At 68.7% G+C, this 18208-nt stretch carries 21 protein-coding genes; 17 read left to right on the top strand and 4 right to left on the bottom strand.

Annotated elements, in window-relative coordinates:
• Positions 1-59: 59 nt before the first annotated feature.
• The 6 genes from ACZ63H_RS00930 (at position 60) to ACZ63H_RS00905 (ending at position 8566) form a co-directional block, all read left to right on the top strand.
• Entirely contained in the window at positions 60-482 is a 423-nt protein-coding gene (locus ACZ63H_RS00930; protein ID WP_469860829.1) for a hypothetical protein, read from the top strand.
• A 272-nt stretch (positions 483-754) separates the two neighbouring features.
• Positions 755-1126, top strand: coding sequence for a 30S ribosomal protein S12 (rpsL, locus tag ACZ63H_RS00925; RefSeq protein ID WP_003948652.1), 372 nt, complete (start codon positions 755-757; stop codon positions 1124-1126).
• Positions 1127-1128: 2 nt separating this feature from the next.
• Positions 1129-1599: a 30S ribosomal protein S7 gene (rpsG, locus tag ACZ63H_RS00920; RefSeq protein ID WP_003998848.1), complete on the top strand. Its 471-nt coding sequence runs from the start codon at positions 1129-1131 to the stop codon at positions 1597-1599.
• Between the two features lie 39 nt (positions 1600-1638).
• Positions 1639-3765 carry an elongation factor G gene (gene fusA / locus ACZ63H_RS00915; RefSeq protein ID WP_467932559.1) on the top strand — a complete coding sequence of 709 codons (2127 nt, stop codon included), beginning with the start codon at positions 1639-1641 and terminating at the stop codon, positions 3763-3765.
• Positions 3766-3921: 156 nt separating this feature from the next.
• A complete protein-coding gene (tuf, locus tag ACZ63H_RS00910) occupies positions 3922-5115 on the top strand; it encodes an elongation factor Tu (RefSeq protein WP_467932558.1) in 1194 nt (397 codons plus the stop codon).
• Between the two features lie 382 nt (positions 5116-5497).
• Positions 5498-8566 (top strand): glycosyl hydrolase 115 family protein, encoded by a 3069-nt coding sequence (locus ACZ63H_RS00905; protein ID WP_469860826.1) that lies wholly within the window; start codon positions 5498-5500, stop codon positions 8564-8566.
• A 44-nt stretch (positions 8567-8610) separates the two neighbouring features.
• Here the strand turns inward: ACZ63H_RS00905 and ACZ63H_RS00900 are convergent, their stop codons facing one another.
• From ACZ63H_RS00900 to ACZ63H_RS00890, 3 genes are all read right to left on the bottom strand, one after another.
• On the bottom strand, positions 8611-9210 hold the full coding sequence (locus ACZ63H_RS00900) for a Uma2 family endonuclease (protein WP_469860825.1): 600 nt from the start codon (positions 9208-9210) through the stop codon (positions 8611-8613).
• A gap of 49 nt (positions 9211-9259) precedes the next feature.
• Positions 9260-10105, bottom strand: coding sequence for a helix-turn-helix domain-containing protein (locus tag ACZ63H_RS00895; RefSeq protein ID WP_469860823.1), 846 nt, complete (start codon positions 10103-10105; stop codon positions 9260-9262).
• A gap of 200 nt (positions 10106-10305) precedes the next feature.
• Positions 10306-10782 carry an ATP-binding protein gene (locus tag ACZ63H_RS00890; RefSeq protein ID WP_469860821.1) on the bottom strand — a complete coding sequence of 159 codons (477 nt, stop codon included), beginning with the start codon at positions 10780-10782 and terminating at the stop codon, positions 10306-10308.
• Between the two features lie 150 nt (positions 10783-10932).
• On the opposite strand from ACZ63H_RS00890, the gene ACZ63H_RS00885 reads away from it, so the two are divergent.
• From ACZ63H_RS00885 to ACZ63H_RS00875, 3 genes are all read left to right on the top strand, one after another.
• The gene (locus tag ACZ63H_RS00885; RefSeq protein WP_469860819.1) at positions 10933-11778 is read left to right on the top strand and encodes a helix-turn-helix domain-containing protein; all 846 of its coding nucleotides are present in this window, start codon (positions 10933-10935) and stop codon (positions 11776-11778) included.
• Positions 11775-12026 (top strand): DUF397 domain-containing protein, encoded by a 252-nt coding sequence (locus tag ACZ63H_RS00880; protein WP_469860817.1) that lies wholly within the window; start codon positions 11775-11777, stop codon positions 12024-12026. Before ACZ63H_RS00885 ends, ACZ63H_RS00880 begins: the two co-directional genes overlap by 4 nt.
• A 125-nt stretch (positions 12027-12151) precedes the next feature.
• Entirely contained in the window at positions 12152-12661 is a 510-nt protein-coding gene (locus ACZ63H_RS00875) for a hypothetical protein (RefSeq protein ID WP_469860815.1), read from the top strand.
• On the opposite strand, the gene ACZ63H_RS00870 is transcribed toward ACZ63H_RS00875, so the two are convergent.
• On the bottom strand, positions 12651-13286 hold the full coding sequence (locus ACZ63H_RS00870) for a hypothetical protein (RefSeq protein WP_469860813.1): 636 nt from the start codon (positions 13284-13286) through the stop codon (positions 12651-12653). The two genes, ACZ63H_RS00875 and ACZ63H_RS00870, sit on opposite strands and share 11 nt — an antisense overlap.
• 483 nt (positions 13287-13769) lie before the next feature.
• Between ACZ63H_RS00870 and rpsJ the strand changes: the two genes are divergently transcribed.
• The 8 genes from rpsJ to rpsC are packed head-to-tail and all read left to right on the top strand — an operon-like array spanning position 13770 to position 18203.
• Positions 13770-14078: a 30S ribosomal protein S10 gene (gene rpsJ, locus ACZ63H_RS00865; RefSeq protein WP_003948644.1), complete on the top strand. Its 309-nt coding sequence runs from the start codon at positions 13770-13772 to the stop codon at positions 14076-14078.
• 16 nt (positions 14079-14094) lie between these two features.
• Complete coding sequence (gene rplC / locus ACZ63H_RS00860) at positions 14095-14739, top strand: 50S ribosomal protein L3 (protein WP_103781446.1); 645 nt, start codon at positions 14095-14097, stop codon at positions 14737-14739.
• An 8-nt stretch (positions 14740-14747) separates the two neighbouring features.
• Positions 14748-15398 carry a 50S ribosomal protein L4 gene (gene rplD, locus ACZ63H_RS00855; protein ID WP_467932539.1) on the top strand — a complete coding sequence of 217 codons (651 nt, stop codon included), beginning with the start codon at positions 14748-14750 and terminating at the stop codon, positions 15396-15398.
• Positions 15398-15817: a 50S ribosomal protein L23 gene (gene rplW, locus ACZ63H_RS00850; protein ID WP_030601206.1), complete on the top strand. Its 420-nt coding sequence runs from the start codon at positions 15398-15400 to the stop codon at positions 15815-15817. Before rplD ends, rplW begins: the two co-directional genes overlap by 1 nt.
• Before the next feature lie 40 nt (positions 15818-15857).
• Positions 15858-16694 carry a 50S ribosomal protein L2 gene (gene rplB / locus ACZ63H_RS00845; RefSeq protein ID WP_318201884.1) on the top strand — a complete coding sequence of 279 codons (837 nt, stop codon included), beginning with the start codon at positions 15858-15860 and terminating at the stop codon, positions 16692-16694.
• 12 nt (positions 16695-16706) lie between these two features.
• Positions 16707-16988: a 30S ribosomal protein S19 gene (rpsS, locus tag ACZ63H_RS00840; RefSeq protein ID WP_004984529.1), complete on the top strand. Its 282-nt coding sequence runs from the start codon at positions 16707-16709 to the stop codon at positions 16986-16988.
• A 43-nt stretch (positions 16989-17031) separates the two neighbouring features.
• Entirely contained in the window at positions 17032-17379 is a 348-nt protein-coding gene (rplV, locus tag ACZ63H_RS00835; protein WP_006130776.1) for a 50S ribosomal protein L22, read from the top strand.
• A complete protein-coding gene (rpsC, locus tag ACZ63H_RS00830) occupies positions 17379-18203 on the top strand; it encodes a 30S ribosomal protein S3 (RefSeq protein ID WP_010036723.1) in 825 nt (274 codons plus the stop codon). The genes rplV and rpsC overlap by 1 nt, the downstream gene beginning before the upstream one ends.
• Positions 18204-18208 lie beyond the last annotated feature (5 nt).

Raw genomic sequence — 18208 nt, 5'->3', positions numbered from 1 at the left:
CATGGGCACGGCGGCGCGGCCGGCGGCCGGACTGTCTGTCCTCTAGGGCGGGAGATGCCTTGGAACTGTCCGAGCACCCCCTGATTCGTGAGCTGTGCTCGCTGGCGCTGCCAGCGGAGGACTACGTCGTGGCGGGCAGCGGCCCCCTTCTCGCGCACGGACTGCGCAACGTGGAACGCGATCTCGACATCGTCGCCCGGGGCGACGCGTGGAAAGCCGTACTGCGGCTCGGGGATCCCGTGGTGCCGCTGTCCCGGTACGGCTGCCTGGTGCCGCTCTTCGACGGTCGCATAGAGGTGTTCGACCGCTGGCTCCCGGGCTCCCCGGAGCCGGACGCGATGATCGCGGCCGTCGAATGGGTGCAGGGGATCCCCTTCTCCCCGCTGGGCGACGTCCTGGCCTGGAAGGAAAGGCTCGACCGGCCGAAGGACCGAGAGGACGTCCGGCTGATCCGCCGCCACCTGAAGCTCCCGGAGAAGTGACGGTGGGCACACCCCGGGCCTGGCCGGTTGGCGTGGACCCCATTTGTTTTGACCGCAGCGAATGAGGTAGGTACGCTCAGACCTTGTGCCTGGGGTGTGCCCTGGCTCCTGTGCGTGCCTGTGAACCGTACGGCGAGTCATGAGCGGCCACCGTAATCTGCGCTTCTTCCCGTCTTGCGGCGGGAGTCCCGCGGGTTCGACACACCCGACCGCGTGGGTCGGCGACGTTCCAGGTTAGCTGTACCCATCGGCACACAGAAACCGGAGAAGTAGTGCCTACGATCCAGCAGCTGGTCCGCAAGGGCCGGCAGGACAAGGTCGAAAAGAACAAGACGCCCGCACTCGAGGGTTCCCCCCAGCGTCGCGGCGTCTGCACGCGTGTGTTCACGACCACCCCGAAGAAGCCGAACTCGGCCCTCCGCAAGGTCGCGCGTGTGCGTCTGACCAGCGGCATCGAGGTCACCGCTTACATTCCGGGTGAGGGACACAACCTGCAGGAGCACTCCATCGTGCTCGTGCGCGGCGGCCGTGTGAAGGACCTGCCGGGTGTTCGCTACAAGATCATCCGCGGCTCGCTCGACACCCAGGGTGTCAAGAACCGCAAGCAGGCTCGCAGCCGTTACGGCGCCAAGAAGGAGAAGTAAGAATGCCTCGTAAGGGCCCCGCCCCGAAGCGCCCGGTCATCATCGACCCGGTCTACGGCTCTCCTCTGGTGACCAGCCTGATCAACAAGGTGCTGCTGAACGGCAAGCGCTCCACCGCCGAGCGCATCGTCTACGGCGCCATGGAGGGCCTGCGCGAGAAGACCGGCAACGACCCGGTCATCACGCTCAAGCGCGCTCTTGAGAACATCAAGCCGACCCTCGAGGTCAAGTCCCGCCGTGTCGGTGGCGCCACCTACCAGGTGCCGGTCGAGGTCAAGCCCGGCCGCGCCAACACGCTGGCGCTGCGCTGGCTGGTCGGTTACTCCCGCGCCCGTCGCGAGAAGACCATGACCGAGCGTCTCCTCAACGAGCTTCTCGATGCCTCCAACGGCCTCGGTGCGGCCGTGAAGAAGCGCGAGGACACCCACAAGATGGCCGAGTCCAACAAGGCCTTCGCGCACTACCGCTGGTAGTCGCTACCCACATCGAGACCGAGAGAAGACTGAAGCCTTATGGCTACCACTTCACTTGACCTGGCCAGGGTCCGGAACATCGGGATCATGGCCCACATCGACGCGGGCAAGACGACCACCACCGAGCGGATCCTGTTCTACACCGGTGTGTCTTACAAGATCGGTGAGGTCCACGACGGCGCTGCCACCATGGACTGGATGGAGCAGGAGCAGGAGCGTGGCATCACGATCACCTCTGCTGCCACCACCTGCCACTGGCCGCTGGAGAACGTCGACCACACCATCAACATCATCGACACCCCGGGTCACGTCGACTTCACCGTCGAGGTGGAGCGCTCCCTGCGTGTGCTCGACGGTGCCGTGACGGTGTTCGACGGTGTCGCCGGCGTTGAGCCGCAGTCCGAGACCGTGTGGCGTCAGGCGGACCGCTACGGCGTTCCGCGCATCTGCTTCGTCAACAAGCTCGACCGCACCGGTGCCGAGTTCCACCGCTGTGTCGACATGATCACCGACCGTCTGGGTGCGCAGCCGCTGGTCATGCAGCTGCCGATCGGCGCCGAGGCGGACTTCAAGGGTGTCGTCGACCTGGTGACGATGAAGGCGTTCGTCTGGTCCGCCGAGGCCACCAAGGGCGAGATGTACGACATCGTCGACATCCCGGACACCCACACCGAGGCTGCCGAGGAGTGGCGCGGCAAGCTGCTCGAGGCCGTGGCCGAGAACGACGAAGAGATCATGGAGCTGTACCTGGAGGGCGAGGAGCCCTCCGTGGAGCAGCTGTACGCCGCGATCCGTCGTATCACCATCGCCTCCGGCAAGGGCACCGGCACCACGGTGACCCCGGTGTTCTGCGGTACCGCGTTCAAGAACAAGGGCGTCCAGCCCCTGCTCGACGCGGTCGTGCGCTACCTGCCGTCCCCGGTCGACATCGAGGCCATCGAGGGCCACGCGGTCAACAACGCGGACGAGGTCGTCAAGCGCAAGCCGTCCGACGAGGAGCCGCTGTCGGCGCTGGCGTTCAAGATCATGAGCGACCCGCACCTCGGCAAGCTCACCTTCGTCCGCGTGTACTCCGGCCGCCTGGAGTCCGGCACCGCCGTGCTGAACTCCGTCAAGGGCCGCAAGGAGCGCATCGGCAAGATCTACCGCATGCACGCGAACAAGCGTGAGGAGATCGAGTCGGTGGGCGCCGGCGACATCGTCGCCGTCATGGGCCTGAAGCAGACCACCACCGGTGAGACGCTCTGCGACGAGAAGAACCCGGTGATCCTGGAGTCCATGGACTTCCCGGCGCCGGTCATCGAGGTCGCGATCGAGCCCAAGTCCAAGGGTGACCAGGAGAAGCTGGGTGTCGCCATCCAGCGTCTCGCGGAGGAGGACCCCTCCTTCCAGGTGCACACCAACGAGGAGACCGGCCAGACCGTCATCGGCGGTATGGGCGAGCTTCACCTCGAGGTCCTCGTGGACCGCATGAAGCGCGAGTTCAAGGTCGAGGCCAACGTCGGCAAGCCGCAGGTGGCCTACCGCGAGACGATCCGCAAGGCCGTCGAGCGCGTCGACTACACCCACAAGAAGCAGACCGGTGGTACCGGTCAGTTCGCGAAGGTGCAGATCGGCATCGAGCCCCTCGAGGGCGGCGACGTCTCGTACGAGTTCGTGAACAAGGTGACCGGTGGCCGCATCCCGAAGGAGTACATCCCTTCGGTGGACGCCGGTGCGCAGGAGGCCATGCAGTTCGGCATCCTCGCCGGCTACGAGATGACCGGTGTCCGTGTCATCCTCCACGACGGTGCCTACCACGAGGTCGACTCCTCCGAGCTCGCCTTCAAGATCGCCGGTTCGCAGGCCTTCAAGGAGGCCGCGCGCAAGGCCAGCCCCGTGCTGCTCGAGCCGATGATGGCCGTCGAGGTCACCACGCCCGAGGACTACATGGGCGAGGTCATCGGCGACATCAACTCCCGCCGTGGCCAGATCCAGGCCATGGAGGAGCGGGCTGGTGCCCGCGTCGTGAAGGGCCTCGTGCCCCTGTCGGAGATGTTCGGCTACGTCGGCGACCTCCGCAGCAAGACGTCGGGTCGCGCAAGCTACTCGATGCAGTTCGACTCCTACGCCGAGGTTCCGCGGAACGTCGCCGAGGAGATCATCGCGAAGGCCAAGGGCGAGTAACGCACCGCGTTAACACGCCGTAGGCTTGACTCCGGAGCCTCCAGGGGCAAACGTCCGCAATCGTGAGCGTTTGCCCCGGGTTCCGGGCCTTTACAGCAAAGATCACCTGGCGCCGATGAAGTAAGGCGTACAGAACCACTCCACAGGAGGACCCCAGTGGCGAAGGCGAAGTTCGAGCGGACTAAGCCGCACGTCAACATCGGCACCATCGGTCACATCGACCACGGTAAGACGACCCTCACGGCCGCCATTACCAAGGTGCTGCACGACGCGTACCCGGACCTGAACGAGGCCACCCCGTTCGACAACATCGACAAGGCGCCCGAGGAGCGTCAGCGCGGTATCACCATCTCCATCGCGCACGTCGAGTACCAGACCGAGGCGCGTCACTACGCCCACGTCGACTGCCCGGGTCACGCGGACTACATCAAGAACATGATCACCGGTGCCGCGCAGATGGACGGCGCGATCCTGGTGGTCGCCGCCACCGACGGCCCGATGCCGCAGACCAAGGAGCACGTGCTCCTGGCCCGCCAGGTCGGCGTTCCGTACATCGTCGTCGCCCTGAACAAGGCCGACATGGTGGACGACGAGGAGATCCTGGAGCTCGTCGAGCTCGAGGTCCGTGAGCTCCTCTCCGAGTACGAGTTCCCCGGCGACGACGTTCCGGTCGTCAAGGTCTCCGCGCTCAAGGCCCTCGAGGGCGAGCAGGAGTGGGTGGACTCCGTCCTCAACCTGATGAACGCCGTCGACACCGCCATCCCGCAGCCGGAGCGCGACGTCGACAAGCCGTTCCTCATGCCGATCGAGGACGTCTTCACCATCACCGGTCGCGGTACGGTCGTCACCGGCCGTATCGAGCGTGGTGTCCTCAAGGTCAACGAGACCGTCGACATCATCGGCATCAAGACCGAGAAGACCACCACCACGGTCACCGGCATCGAGATGTTCCGCAAGCTGCTCGACGAGGGCCAGGCCGGTGAGAACGTCGGTCTGCTCCTCCGTGGCATCAAGCGCGAGGACGTCGAGCGCGGCCAGGTCATCATCAAGCCGGGCTCGGTCACCCCGCACACCGAGTTCGAGGCGCAGGCCTACATCCTGTCCAAGGACGAGGGTGGCCGCCACACGCCGTTCTTCAACAACTACCGTCCGCAGTTCTACTTCCGCACGACGGACGTGACCGGCGTGGTGACCCTCCCCGAGGGCACCGAGATGGTCATGCCGGGTGACAACACCGAGATGAAGGTGGAGCTCATCCAGCCCGTCGCCATGGAAGAGGGCCTGAAGTTCGCCATCCGTGAGGGTGGCCGCACCGTGGGCGCCGGCCAGGTCACCAAGATCGTCAAGTAAGTTCCGCTTGCTTGAGGGTCAGCACCTGACCTGAGGGGAGGCCCGTACGACTCCGGTCGTACGGGCCTCCTCTGCTTTTCCGGGGCGGTTCACTGCATGTTGGTCAGCGGCGGGTGGTCGTACGACACCTCGCATCCGTAGATCTGCATGCAATACCCGCGGCCGAAGTTCAGCCCACTTCGCCCGGACGGTCCCTGGAACATCGGCCCGGTGCGGCCGGCGTCCTCCAGCGGGCGCCAGCTCCGGCTGCCGCCGTCCCACTACCGCGCGGGCCTCGAAACTATTCGGTGCGTCCGACCCGTTCCCCGGTGCCGTCGCCTCGCCCACTATTTGTCATGCCGCTGAGCAAATAGGGACGCGTGGGGAAGTGGAGGAGTGCCGTATGTCGTCTGCGCACGTCAGCCGTAGGACGGTTCTGGGCGGGACGGTGCTGGGCGCCGGACTGGCCACCGTGTCGGGACCGGTGGCGGGGGCCGCGTCCGGATCGGAGTCCGGATCCGTGTCCGGGGCCGGTGCCGGGGGAGGGCTGCGGGTGACGGACCCGGGGTCGTACATCTCGTTCACGGGCGGGGCGTTCTCCCTGGTCGGCGCGCCGGTGGTGGTCAGCCAGGACGATCACCCCGGAGTCGTACGGGTGGCGGGGGACCTGCGGGACGACCTCGCGCGGGTGACCGGCGTGCGTCCGGGTACGACGATCGGCCGCTTCCCGGTGCTGGTCGGCACGATCGGCCGCAGCCCGCTGATCGACGGCCTGATCCGGTCCGGCAAGCTCGACGTGACCGGCGTGCGCGGCCGGTGGGAGACCTCGCTCCAGACGGTCGTGGACCACCCGATGCCCGGGGTGGAGCGGGCGTTCGTCATCGCGGGCAGCGATCCGCGGGGCACGATCTTCGGCGCGTACGACGTCTCGTACGGCATCGGCGTCTCGCCCTGGCACTGGTGGGACGACGTGCCTCCGACGCGGCGCGAGGCGGTCTGGGTGAAGCCCGGCCGCTTCACCCAGGGGACCCCGGCGGTGAAGTACCGGGGCGTCTTCGTCAACGACGAGAACCCGGCGCTCGGCACCTGGGCCCCGGCCTACTTCGGCCCCGGAAAGGCACCGGGCTTCCCCAACGGCTTCACGGCCGACTTCTACGCGAAGGTCTTCGAGGTCCTGCTGCGCCTGAAGGGCAACTACCTCTGGCCGGCGGTGTGGGGCCGGGCCTTCGCCGAGGACGACCCGGAGAACCACCGCAGGGCCGCCCAGTACGGGATCGTCATGGGCACCTCCCACGAGGCGCCGATGATGCGCGGCATCGAGGAGTGGAACCGGCACGCGGGCTCGGGGTCCGACCCCTACGGGGGCACGGGCGAGTGGTCGTACCGCCGCAACCCGGAGGCCATCCGCGCGTACTGGCGGGCCGGCATCCAGCGGATGGTCGACGAGGGCTTCGAGGGCGTCGTGACCCTCGGCATGCGCGGCAACGGCGACACCAGCCTGCCCGACGGCGACGGCATCGAGCTGATGCAGGAGATCATCGCCGACCAGCGCCGCATCATCGAGGAGGTGACCGGGCGGCCGGCGGCCGAGACCCCCCAGGTGTGGACCCTCTACAAGGAGGTGCAGCGCTACTGGGACCGGGGCCTGCGCGCCCCCGACGACGTCACCGTGGTCCTCACGGACGACAACTGGGGCAACATCCGCAAGCACCCGGACGGCCCCCGCGCCGGCGGCTACGGGCTGTACTACCACTTCGACTACGTCGGCGCGGGCCGCAACTACAAGTGGGTCGACACCGCGAACCTCCGCAACGTCTGGGAGCAGCTCCACCAGGCGCACGCCTACGGCAACCACGGCCTGTGGGTGGTCAACGTCGGCGACCTGAAGGGCAACGAACTTCCGACGGAGTTCTTCCTGAACTACGCCTGGGACCCGGACCGCCTGCCCCTGGAGCGCCTCGGCGAGTGGGAGGAGCGCTACGCGGCGCAGAACTTCGGCGAGGCGCAGGCGGCGGAGATCGCGTCGCTGCTGGCGGAGTACGGCCGGCTCCAGGCCCGCCGGAAACCGGAGCTGCTGAACCGCCGGATCACCCTGTCCGGGGACCGGACCGTCTACGACGACCAGCAGACCCCGTACTACTTCGCGCACCGGGAGCTGGAGCGGGTCACCGAGGAGTGGCGGGAGCTGGGCCGCCGCGCCGAACGCGTCGAGCGCAGGCTGCCGGAGCGGCTGCGGGACGCGTGGTTCGAACTGGCCGGTTACGAGGTGACGGCGACCGCGAACCTGTACGAGCTGCGGCAGGCGGAGTTCACCAACCTGCTGTACGCGGCGCAGGGCCGGGCCGCGGCGAACGACCGCGCGGCGCAGGCGGAGGCGGGCCTCGACCGCGACTTCGCCCTCGCCGACCGCTTCAACTCGCGCGTCGCGAACGGGAAGTGGCGGGGCTTCCAGACCCAGCCGCACATCGACTACGGCGACGTCGACCGCTACGGCCCGAACGCGCCGTGGCAGCAGCCGGAGAAGGACAACGTGGCCATACCCGACGTGCTCTTCCCGGCGGTGCGGCGCATCGAGGTGCCCGAGGCGGCGGAACTGGGCGTGTCGGTGGACGGGGCGGAGGACAAGGGCGAGTGGTGGCCCGGCGGCGCGTCGGGGGAGGCCGTCCTGCCGCCGTTCAGCCCGTACCAGACCCGGCCCCGCCAGTACGTGGAGATCTTCAACCGGGGCCGTACGCCGTTCCCCTACGAGGTGTCGGTCTCGGCCCCGTGGCTGCGGGTGGACCGCCCGCGCGGCCGGGTGGAGAAGCAGGTCCGCCTGGAGGTGGAGGTGGACTGGTCCCGGGCACCCAAGGGGCGCGCGGAGGCGACCCTGACGGTGCGCGGCGCGGGCGCCTCGGTCGCGGTCCGCTGCGTGGCGGAGCGACCGTCGGGCGTGCGGGCGCGGGGCTTCGTGGAGGCGGGCGGTTACGTCGCGATCGACGCCGAGCACTATGACCGTGCGGTCGGCCGGTGGCGCCGCATCGACGGCATCGGCCGCACGGGCGCGGGCATGACCCCCTGGCCGGTGACGGCTCCCCGCCGGACCCCCGGGGGCTCCACCCCCCACCTGGAGTACGAGGTGACGCTGCTGTCCGCCCCCGGCGAGGTGACGGTCTGGGCCCACCTGTCGCCCCGCAACCCGGCCCTCCCCGGTGTCCAGGGCCTGCGCTACGGCATCTCCCTGGACGACGGCCCGATCCGGACGGTGGACATCACCGAGGGCGCGGACGACGGCGCGCTGAACACGGTGTGGGCCCGCCACACGTCGGACAACATCAACGCCACGGCGACACGCCACTCCGTGACGAAGCCAGGCGTCCACCGTCTCAGGTTCTGGATGGTCGACCCGACGGTGGTGGTCCAGCGACTGCTGATCGACACGGGCGGGCTTCCGGAGCTGTACCTGGGGCCGCTGGAGAGCCGGCGGCTGTAAACGGGCTGGACGGGATCAACTCGTGGCCGTGGGGGCCTGGCTGCTCATGTCGTCTGTCCGTAGAGCGGCAGGCCCTGGGTCGGGATCGTCCAGTCGGCGATCGTCACGTCCTCGCCGTAGACGAAGTCCTTCCGGGTGGCGTAGCGCGGGCCGGAAGGGGTGGGGTGGATGTCCGTGAAGACGGCGCCGGTGCCGGTGCGCGGGTCGAAGACCGCGTAGACGGGGATGCCCATCAGGGCGTAGTCGCGGACCTTCCCCACCCAGTCGTTGTCCGGGTTCGAGCGGGAGACGATCTCGATGGCGGCGAGGACGGTACGGGGGTCGATGGAGCCTTCGGCATCGAGGTCTTCCCAGGCGATCACCACGACGTCGGGGTGTCGCAGAATCGCCTCGGGCTCGTCCTCCACGTCCGGTGTGCCGGTATGGGCCAGCAGCTCGTCCGGCATCGCCTTCTCCAAGCGACGGCTGACGTGCGCGGCCGTGACCTCGTGCGGTCCACCCGGCGACAGCATGTCGTGAACGATCCCTTCCTTGGTGATCTCGAATTTCCCCGGGAGGGCGTCATCCATCGACTGAACGGCATCCCGCATGGCCCGGTACAGGTGGGAAGCGCGCTGCCGGGGGCCGTCCGGTGCGATGGTCATGGCGCCCGCTCCTCGTCTGTGCCCGGGGTCAAGGATCGTCGCTTTCATGCTAGGCGGCCTCCGGGAGAACGGTTCGGCAGTCGCGGCAGTGGCCGGGGTCCGGGGAGCGGAAGGCTCGGTCGCAGGTCTCGCATGTCTGGAGGGGGTGGCAGACCGGTGGGGGTGGCTCGGGGGTGCGGTAAGGGGGAAGTGGGGGGAGGCCCGTCGCCAGGCGGTGGGCCAGGAGGGCGGCCGGGCGGGTCAGGGGTTCCGGTGGCAGGCCGGTGGTCAGGGCGTCGCGTACGGCCGTGGGGGTGAGGTCCCGTTCCAGCCAGGCCGCGACCCCGGGTGCCAGGTGTTCGGCCTCGGTGGCGGAGAGGAGCAGGCGGGGGTCCCTGCGGCGCAGGCCGGCGAGGACGTCCGTGGCCGTCCGGAGGAGAGCGGGGGAGAGGCACGCGGGCTTCGGTACCGCTGGGAGGGCCGTACGGCGGGGCTGCTGCTGTCGCCGACGGGGCGCGGGTGGTTCCTCGGCCCGGCTGCCCGGCTGGTTGCAGGAGATCGTGCGGGTGACGATCCGGCCGCCGGGGACGCGGGTGCGTTCGCGGCGCAGGTAGCCGTGGGCCTCCAGCTCCCGCAGGGCCGCCGCGATGCGGATCGCGCCCTCCGGGAAGCGGGCGGCCAAGGTCTTGATGTCGACGCGGGCGCCGGGCGGCAGCGACTGGATGTGGCAGGCCAGGCCGATCGCGAGGAGCGACAACTCCGCGTGCTGGGCCAGGTGGTTGCCGATCACCGTGAAGCGGGTGGTGTGGCGGGTGTGGTCGTGAATGAGGCCGCCGGTGTGCCCCCGGTTCGGGTGCATGTTGGCGGTAACGCGGGACTCGGCGGGTGCGTGCGCGCTAGGGTCTTCAACATCCATCAGGAAGTTCATGCCTTCCTCGGTGGTCAGGCCCTCGCACTGGGATCGCTACTCCCGGCGAGGGCCGACTCATGTCGGCGGTGCTGTCGCGCTGAGCGTAGGACAGGCAACCTGCCCCAAATCCAGCCAAGTTGGCGATGTTCACCCAGGCGAGTGAGTTTGCGCCGTGGGCGGGAGGGGTGGGGCTTGGCGGGGTTCTTTCACCCCGGTGTTCCTTGGGTCATGACCGCCCGCGTCACCGGAGCACGGCCCGCCGGGTCCCGGTGCGCGAGGGTCACCTCGGCCCAGACCGTCTTGCGGGGGCGTCGCCCCACGGCCACGCCCCACCGGTCGGCCAGGGCCTCCACGAGGAGCAGTCCGCGCCCCGATTCCCCGTCCTCGCTCGGGGGCGCCAACCGGGGGAAACGGTCGTCGCGGGTGTCGGTGACCTCGATACGGAGCGTGTGGCCCACGACGTAGAGCAGCAGTTGGAAGTCCCGGCCGGGCACGCGACCGTGCGTGACGGCGTTGGCCGCCAGCTCGGCGACGATCTGTGTCACCTGCTCGACCGGCAGCCCCCACGACCGCAGATGCTGTTCGGCGAGCAGCCGGGCGAGCCGGGCACCGCGGGGTGTGGGGGACAGCCGGATGTCGAAGGTGGGGATGTGGCCGGTGGGGTGGTTTTCAGGGGCACCCATTTCTTGGTTCACATCACTGAGCGTGGCGAAGGCTGCTTCCGTAAGGGAGTGACATCGCCTGCACGTACAGTGACTGTCTCCCGTTTTGTCTCGGCTGTCTCGGCTGTCTCAGGCGTTGTACGAGTGCCAGTGCGCGCCGAAGGAGGAGTCATGGGCGAGGGTGTCGACGACGCGGGATGGGACGTCGAGCCGGGTGACGAGATCGAGCCGGTCGTCCAGGCGGTGGGCCGACTGCTCAAGGTCTGCCGGGAGTCGGCCGGCGTGAGCGTACCCGAGCTGGCGGAGGCCCTGGGCTACGGCGAGGACATGATCCGCAAGATCGAACGGGGGGTGCGTATCCCCAGGCCGGAGTTGCTGGACAGGGCGGACACCTACCTGAAGGCACAGGGGCATCTGCGGGCGTTCATGGAGGACATGAGGAAGGCGCGGTATCCGAAGAAGGTGCGTGCGCTGGCGGAGCTGGAGGGGAGGGCGGCGGAGATGCTCCTCTACAGCAACCACAACATCCATGGGCTGTTGCAGACGGAAGAGTACGCGCGAGCGCTGCTTCGCACTTGGCGCCCGGCTTACTCGACCGGTGAGTTGGAGCGCATGGTGGCTGCCCGTATGGCCCGCAAGTCCGTCTTCGACCGCTCGCCAGCACCCGAGCTGAGTTTCGTCCAGGAAGAGGTGACGCTGCGGCGCCCGGTCGGGGACAGAATGGTGCTGCGTCGACAGCTCGAACACATGCTGGAAGTGGCCCGGTTGCCGTTCGTGGAGCTTCAGGTGATGCCGACCAGCCGCGCGAACCACCCCGGTACGGCTGGGCTCATCGAAGTGCTGAAATTCGTGGACGGAACGGGAGTCGGCCGCACGGACGGTGACTTCTCGGGCCGCCCGGTCTCGAACCCGAGGCAGCTCCGCGTCCTCGACCTGCGCTATGGCATCATCCGGGCTCAGGCGCTCACACCAGAGGAGTCTCTGGACGTCATCGAGGAAGCGCTGGGAGAACTATGAGCATCCCGGAACTCAGCTGGTTCAAGAGCAGCTACAGCGACAGCAGCAATGGCCACGACTGCATCGAGGTGGCTCTCGCCTGGTTCAAGAGCAGCTATAGCAGCAGCAGTAACGGCAACGACTGCCTCGAAGTCGCCCCCACCCCCTCCACCATCCACATCCGCGACTCGAAGAACACCGACGGCCCCTGCCTCACCGTCGCCCCGTCCGCCTGGGCCGACTTCGTGACCTACGCTTCGCGCGGCTGAGCCGGCCAGGCGCGCACAGCGCCGCCCTATGACGTCACCGAAGACGAGCTGAAGGTGTCCACACCTGCCTCCCACCGCCGGCGAGCGCCCCAGGGGACGGACCTCGGGACCCGATACTGATCGGCATGACCCTTCGCGACCTGTTCACCGGGACCAGGCATCCCGACCCCGGCGTCCCGCCCCGGCCCGCCCACGAGGTCCGGGCCGCCCTGCTCGCCGTCGGCGGGCCGGACGTGCCGTACGTCGTGCGCGAAGGTGCGGGCGGCGGGGCCGACCTGGTGGCCGAGTGGCGCGTCCGGGAGCCCGCCTGGCACGGCTTCTTCGCGCGGGCCCGGGTGAACCGGTCCCTGGAGACACGGATGCGGCTGGTCCCGGAGAGGCACGAGGTGCGCGCGCTCGACCGGGAGTGGGAGGTCACCTGGGTCGGTGAGAGGCCCCGGCTGGTCCTGGCGGCGAAGCGGTCCCGCGGGCAGGTCGCGAGCGTGTCCCGGAGCTGGACGGTCGAGCGGGGGCCCGACGGGAGGATCCGGGCCACGGAGGACCACCGCTTCGACACCGCCGAGATGAAGGAGCCCTTGCGGGAGGCGGTCCTCGGCGCCGGGTGGAGCTGGCGCGGGGCACTGTTCAGGCTCTGAGCCGGTCGCGGTCCCGGGTCCGCAGGACCGCCAGGGCGTAGGCGACGCGGACGTCCAGGTGGCGGGGGGAGTGGCGGTAGGACCTGGTCAGGCCCCGGTAGTCCAGGACCGTGCCGGCGCCGGGGGAGCGCCAGCGGGTGCGCGCCGGGCTGCCGAAGGCGAAGTCGTCGGGGCTGCCGTCGAAGAAGGAGTACACCGTCGCGCACAGCACCCACAGAAGCCAGGCGGGCGCCGTGACCACGTACAGCAGCCAGGCGTACCAGGTGCCCGCCCTGCCCGTGACCTCGGCCTGCCGGGACGGGTCGGCGAGCCGCGCGGTCCAGCGGACCCGGCGGGGCCAGGGGAGGAGGCGGCCGGGGCGGCGGGTGACGCGGGCCAGGGGCGTGCCGTCGGCCGCGCGGACGTCGTGGGCGTCCGGGCCGGCGGGCGTGACGGAACAGAGGGGGCGGTCGTCCGCGGCGGTGTGGATCCAGAGCGGGCGTCCGGCCGTACGGGAGGCGTAGACCCGGGCCAGCGGTGCGTTCCCGGAGCGGTGGGAGACCGTCGAGACCAGCTCCATATCGGAAGCAGGCAGCGGCACCGGGTTGTTCGCCGAGATCAGGAAGGAGTACGGGGTGTCGTCCACGGTGACATCCTCGGCGCCGGTGATCGGGGCGCACGAACCGGCGACGCGCGGCATCCGCACCCCGGTTTGACCTACGTCACTCCCGGGGTAATCTCTTCGGCTCGATTGGCACAGCGGCCGTCACGTATGGCAGACTGTCCGAGTTGCTCGGTCGAGTGTTGATGCTGCGCGCCTCCCGCCGGGAGGACCGGAAGCGAGTCCCACAGTACTCGTCGTCCTAACTGCCCTCGGGCAGCACTGGGGCGGACGTACGGGAATCTTCCGGGAAGCGTGGGCGCGACACCGGCCAGGCGCCCGGTGGGCCCGAGGTCCCCGGCCCGCGGTTCCGGAAGGGCCGTGTCAATCCCGCAGGGATGTTCGGACAAGGGACATCTGTGTCAGCGGGAGCGCGACACGCCCGACCGCGTGGGTCGGACGAGCAAGGGTCACGCAGAAGGAACACCGGGTTCCAGAGCGTTAGAGAGACAGGACTACTGAGTAGCCATGGCGGGACAGAAGATCCGCATCCGGCTCAAGGCCTACGACCACGAGGTCATCGACTCCTCGGCGAAGAAGATCGTCGAGACGGTGACCCGCACTGGTGCGTCGGTCGCGGGCCCGGTGCCGCTGCCCACTGAGAAGAACGTGTACTGCGTCATCAAGTCGCCGCACAAGTACAAGGACTCGCGCGAGCACTTCGAGATGCGCACGCACAAGCGCCTGATCGACATCCTCGACCCGACCCCCAAGACCGTTGACTCTCTGATGCGACTCGACCTGCCGGCCGGTGTCGACATCGAGATCAAGCTCTGAGGCTGGTGGGCTGAGAATGGCTAAGCAGATCAAGGGCATCCTGGGCGAGAAGCTCGGCATGACGCAGGTGTGGGACGAGAACAACCGTGTTGTTCCGGTCACCGTCGTCAAGGCCGGCCCCAACGTCGTGACCCAGGTTCGTACCAACGACGTCGACGGCTACGAGTCGGTCCAGATCGCCTTCGGCGAGATCGACCCGCGCAAGGTGAACAAGCCCCTCAAGGGCCACTTCGCGAAGGCCGACGTCACCCCCCGTCGCCACCTCGTCGAGATCCGCACCGCGGACGCCTCCGAGTACACGCTGGGCCAGGAGATCACCGCCGAGGTGTTCGAGGCCGGCGTGAAGGTCGACGTCACCGGCAAGAGCAAGGGCAAGGGCTTCGCCGGTGTCATGAAGCGTCACAACTTCGGTGGCCTCGGCGCCGGTCACGGCACCCAGCGCAAGCACCGCTCGCCCGGTTCCATCGGTGGCTGCGCCACCCCGGGCCGTGTGTTCAAGGGCCTCCGCATGGCGGGTCGCATGGGCAACGAGCGGGTCACCACCCAGAACCTGACCGTCCACGCCGTTGACGCGGAGAAGGGTCTGCTGCTCATCAAGGGCGCGGTTCCCGGTCCGAACGGCGGCCTCGTCCTGGTCCGCACCGCGGCCAAGGGGGCCTGAGGTAACCGATGAGCACTGTTGACATCCTTTCGCCGGCGGGCGAGAAGGCCGGTTCCGTCGAGCTCCCCGCGGAGATCTTCGACGCCAAGGTCAGCGTCCCGCTGATCCACCAGGTCGTCGTCGCGCAGCTGGCCGCTGCCCGCCAGGGCACGCACAAGACCAAGACCCGCGGTGAAGTCCGTGGTGGTGGCAAGAAGCCGTACCGCCAGAAGGGCACCGGTCGCGCCCGCCAGGGTTCGACCCGCGCGCCGCAGTTCGCCGGTGGTGGCGTCGTGCACGGTCCCGTGCCGCGTGACTACTCGCAGCGGACCCCGAAGAAGATGAAGGCCGCCGCCCTGCGCGGTGCCCTCACCGACCGGGCGCGTCACAACCGCATCCACGTCGTCTCCGGCGTGGTCGAGGGCCAGATCTCCACGAAGGCCGCCAAGAGCCTGTTCGGCAAGATCAGCGAGCGCAAGAACCTGCTCCTGGTCGTCGACCGCTCCGACGAGGCCGCGTGGCTGTCCGCCCGCAACCTGCCCCAGGTCCACATCCTGGAGCCGGGCCAGCTGAACACGTACGACGTTCTCGTCTCGGACGACGTGGTCTTCACCCAGGCCGCTTTCGAGTCCTTCGTGTCTGGCCCCAAGGCCGCTGACACCGAAGGGAGCGAGGTCTGATGGCTATCCGTCACCCCGCCATTGCCTCGAAGGCCGCCAAGGCCGCCAAGGCCGCGCGCGTCGCCAAGGCGCGTCGCCACGCCACCGAGGGCAAGAACACCGTCGAGACCCCGCTGAGCAAGTCGTACACGGACCCCCGTGACGTCCTGCTGAAGCCGGTCGTCTCCGAGAAGAGCTACGCGCTCCTCGACGAGAACAAGTACACGTTCATCGTCGACCCGAACGCCAACAAGACCCAGATCAAGCAGGCCGTCCAGGCGGTCTTCGACGTCAAGGTCACCGGGGTCAACACGATCAACCGCCAGGGCAAGCGCAAGCGCACGAAGACCGGCTTCGGTCAGCGTGCCGGCAGCAAGCGCGCGATCGTGACCCTCGCCGAGGGCGACCGTATCGACATCTTCGGCGGTCCGACCGCCTAAGGGCGGTCCGGATCGTCCGATATCGGACGAGGACTGAGAAATGGGAATCCGCAAGTACAAGCCGACTACGCCGGGCCGTCGTGGCGCCAGCGTTGCCGACTTCGTCGAGGTCACGCGGTCCACGCCGGAGAAGTCGCTGGTCCGTCCCCTGCACAGCAAGGGCGGCCGTAACAACGCCGGTCGTGTGACCGTTCGCCACCAGGGTGGCGGACACAAGCGCGCCTACCGAGTGATCGACTTCCGTCGTCACGACAAGGACGGCGTGCCGGCGAAGGTCGCGCACATCGAGTACGACCCCAACCGCACCGCGCGCATCGCGCTGCTGCACTACGCGGACGGCGAGAAGCGCTACATCCTCGCCCCGCGCAACCTGCAGCAGGGCGACACCGTGGAGAACGGTCCCGGGGCCGACATCAAGCCGGGCAACAACCTGGCCCTCCGCAACATCCCGGTCGGTACCACGATCCACGCGATCGAGCTCCGTCCCGGTGGCGGTGCCAAGTTCGCCCGCTCCGCCGGTGCCTCCGTGCAGCTGCTCGCGAAGGAGGGCGCCTACGCCCACCTGCGCATGCCGTCCGGTGAGATCCGCCTGGTCGACGTCCGCTGCCGCGCCACCATCGGCGAGGTCGGCAACGCCGAGCAGTCGAACATCAACTGGGGCAAGGCCGGCCGCAAGCGGTGGCTGGGCGTCCGCCCGACCGTCCGTGGTGTGGTCATGAACCCGGTCGACCACCCGCACGGTGGTGGTGAGGGTCGTACCTCCGGTGGCCGCCACCCCGTGTCCCCGTGGGGCAAGAAGGAAGGCCGTACTCGTTCGCCCAAGAAGGCGTCGAACAAGTACATCGTCCGCCGCCGCAAGACGAACAAGAAGCGCTAAGGACGGGTTGAGATGCCTCGTAGCTTGAAGAAGGGGCCCTTCGTCGACGACCACCTGATCAAGAAGGTGGACGCCCAGAACGAAGCCGGCACCAAGAACGTCATCAAGACCTGGTCCCGTCGCTCGATGATCGTCCCGGCCATGCTCGGCCACACGATCGCGGTGCACAACGGCAAGACCCACATCCCGGTGTTCGTCACCGAGTCGATGGTCGGCCACAAGCTCGGCGAGTTCTCGCCGACCCGCACCTTCCGGGGCCACGTCAAGGAAGACCGGAAGTCGAAGCGCCGCTAGTAGCGGATCGCATTCAGACACGTAAGTAACTGAAGGGACAACCATGGAAGCCAGGGCCCAGGCGCGGTACATCCGCGTCACGCCCATGAAGGCCCGCCGCGTGGTGGACCTCATCCGTGGCATGGACGCCACGGAGGCCCAGGCCGTCCTGCGATTCGCTCCGCAGGCCGCCTCGGTGCCGGTGGGCAAGGTGCTCGACAGCGCCATCGCCAACGCCGCGCACAACTACGACCACACCGATGTCGACAGCCTCTTCATTTCCGAGGCCTACGTCGACGAGGGCCCGACCCTGAAGCGGTTCCGGCCGCGCGCCCAGGGCCGTGCCTACCGGATCCGCAAGCGGACCAGCCACATCACCGTGGTCGTCAGCAGCAAGGAAGGAACCCGGTAATGGGCCAGAAGGTAAACCCGCACGGGTTCCGGCTCGGTGTCACGACCGACTTCAAGTCGCGTTGGTACGCCGACAAGCTGTACAAGGACTACGTCAAGGAAGACGTCGCCATCCGTCGGATGATGACGTCCGGCATGGAGCGCGCCGGCATCTCCAAGGTCGAGATCGAGCGCACCCGTGACCGCGTCCGCGTGGACATCCACACCGCTCGCCCGGGCATCGTCATCGGCCGCCGCGGCGCCGAGGCCGACCGCATCCGCGGTGACCTGGAGAAGCTGACCGGCAAGCAGGTCCAGCTCAACATCCTCGAGGTCAAGAACCCGGAGACGGACGCTCAGCTGGTGGCCCAGGCCGTCGCCGAGCAGCTGTCCTCCCGCGTCTCCTTCCGTCGGGCCATGCGCAAGAGCATGCAGTCCGCCATGAAGGCCGGCGCCAAGGGCATCAAGATCCAGTGCGGTGGCCGCCTCGGCGGCGCCGAGATGTCCCGCTCGGAGTTCTACCGCGAGGGCCGTGTGCCCCTGCACACGCTCCGCGCGAACGTGGACTACGGCTTCTTCGAGGCCAAGACGACCTTCGGCCGCATCGGTGTGAAGGTCTGGATCTACAAGGGCGACGTCAAGAACATCGCCGAGGTCCGCGCCGAGAACGCTGCCGCCCGTGCGGGTAACCGCCCGGCCCGCGGTGGCGCCGACCGCCCGGCCCGTGGTGGCCGCGGTGGCGAGCGGCGCGGTCGCAAGCCGCAGCAGGCTGCCGGTGCCGAGGCCCCCAAGGCCGAGGCCCCCGCGGCTGCCGCTCCGGCTGAGAGCACCGGAACGGAGGCCTGACCGAA

The organism is Streptomyces sp. NPDC104831, assembly GCF_055583025.1.
The sequence above is the reverse complement of the archived record's forward strand: the minus strand, read 5'-3'. Positions and strand labels throughout refer to the sequence as shown.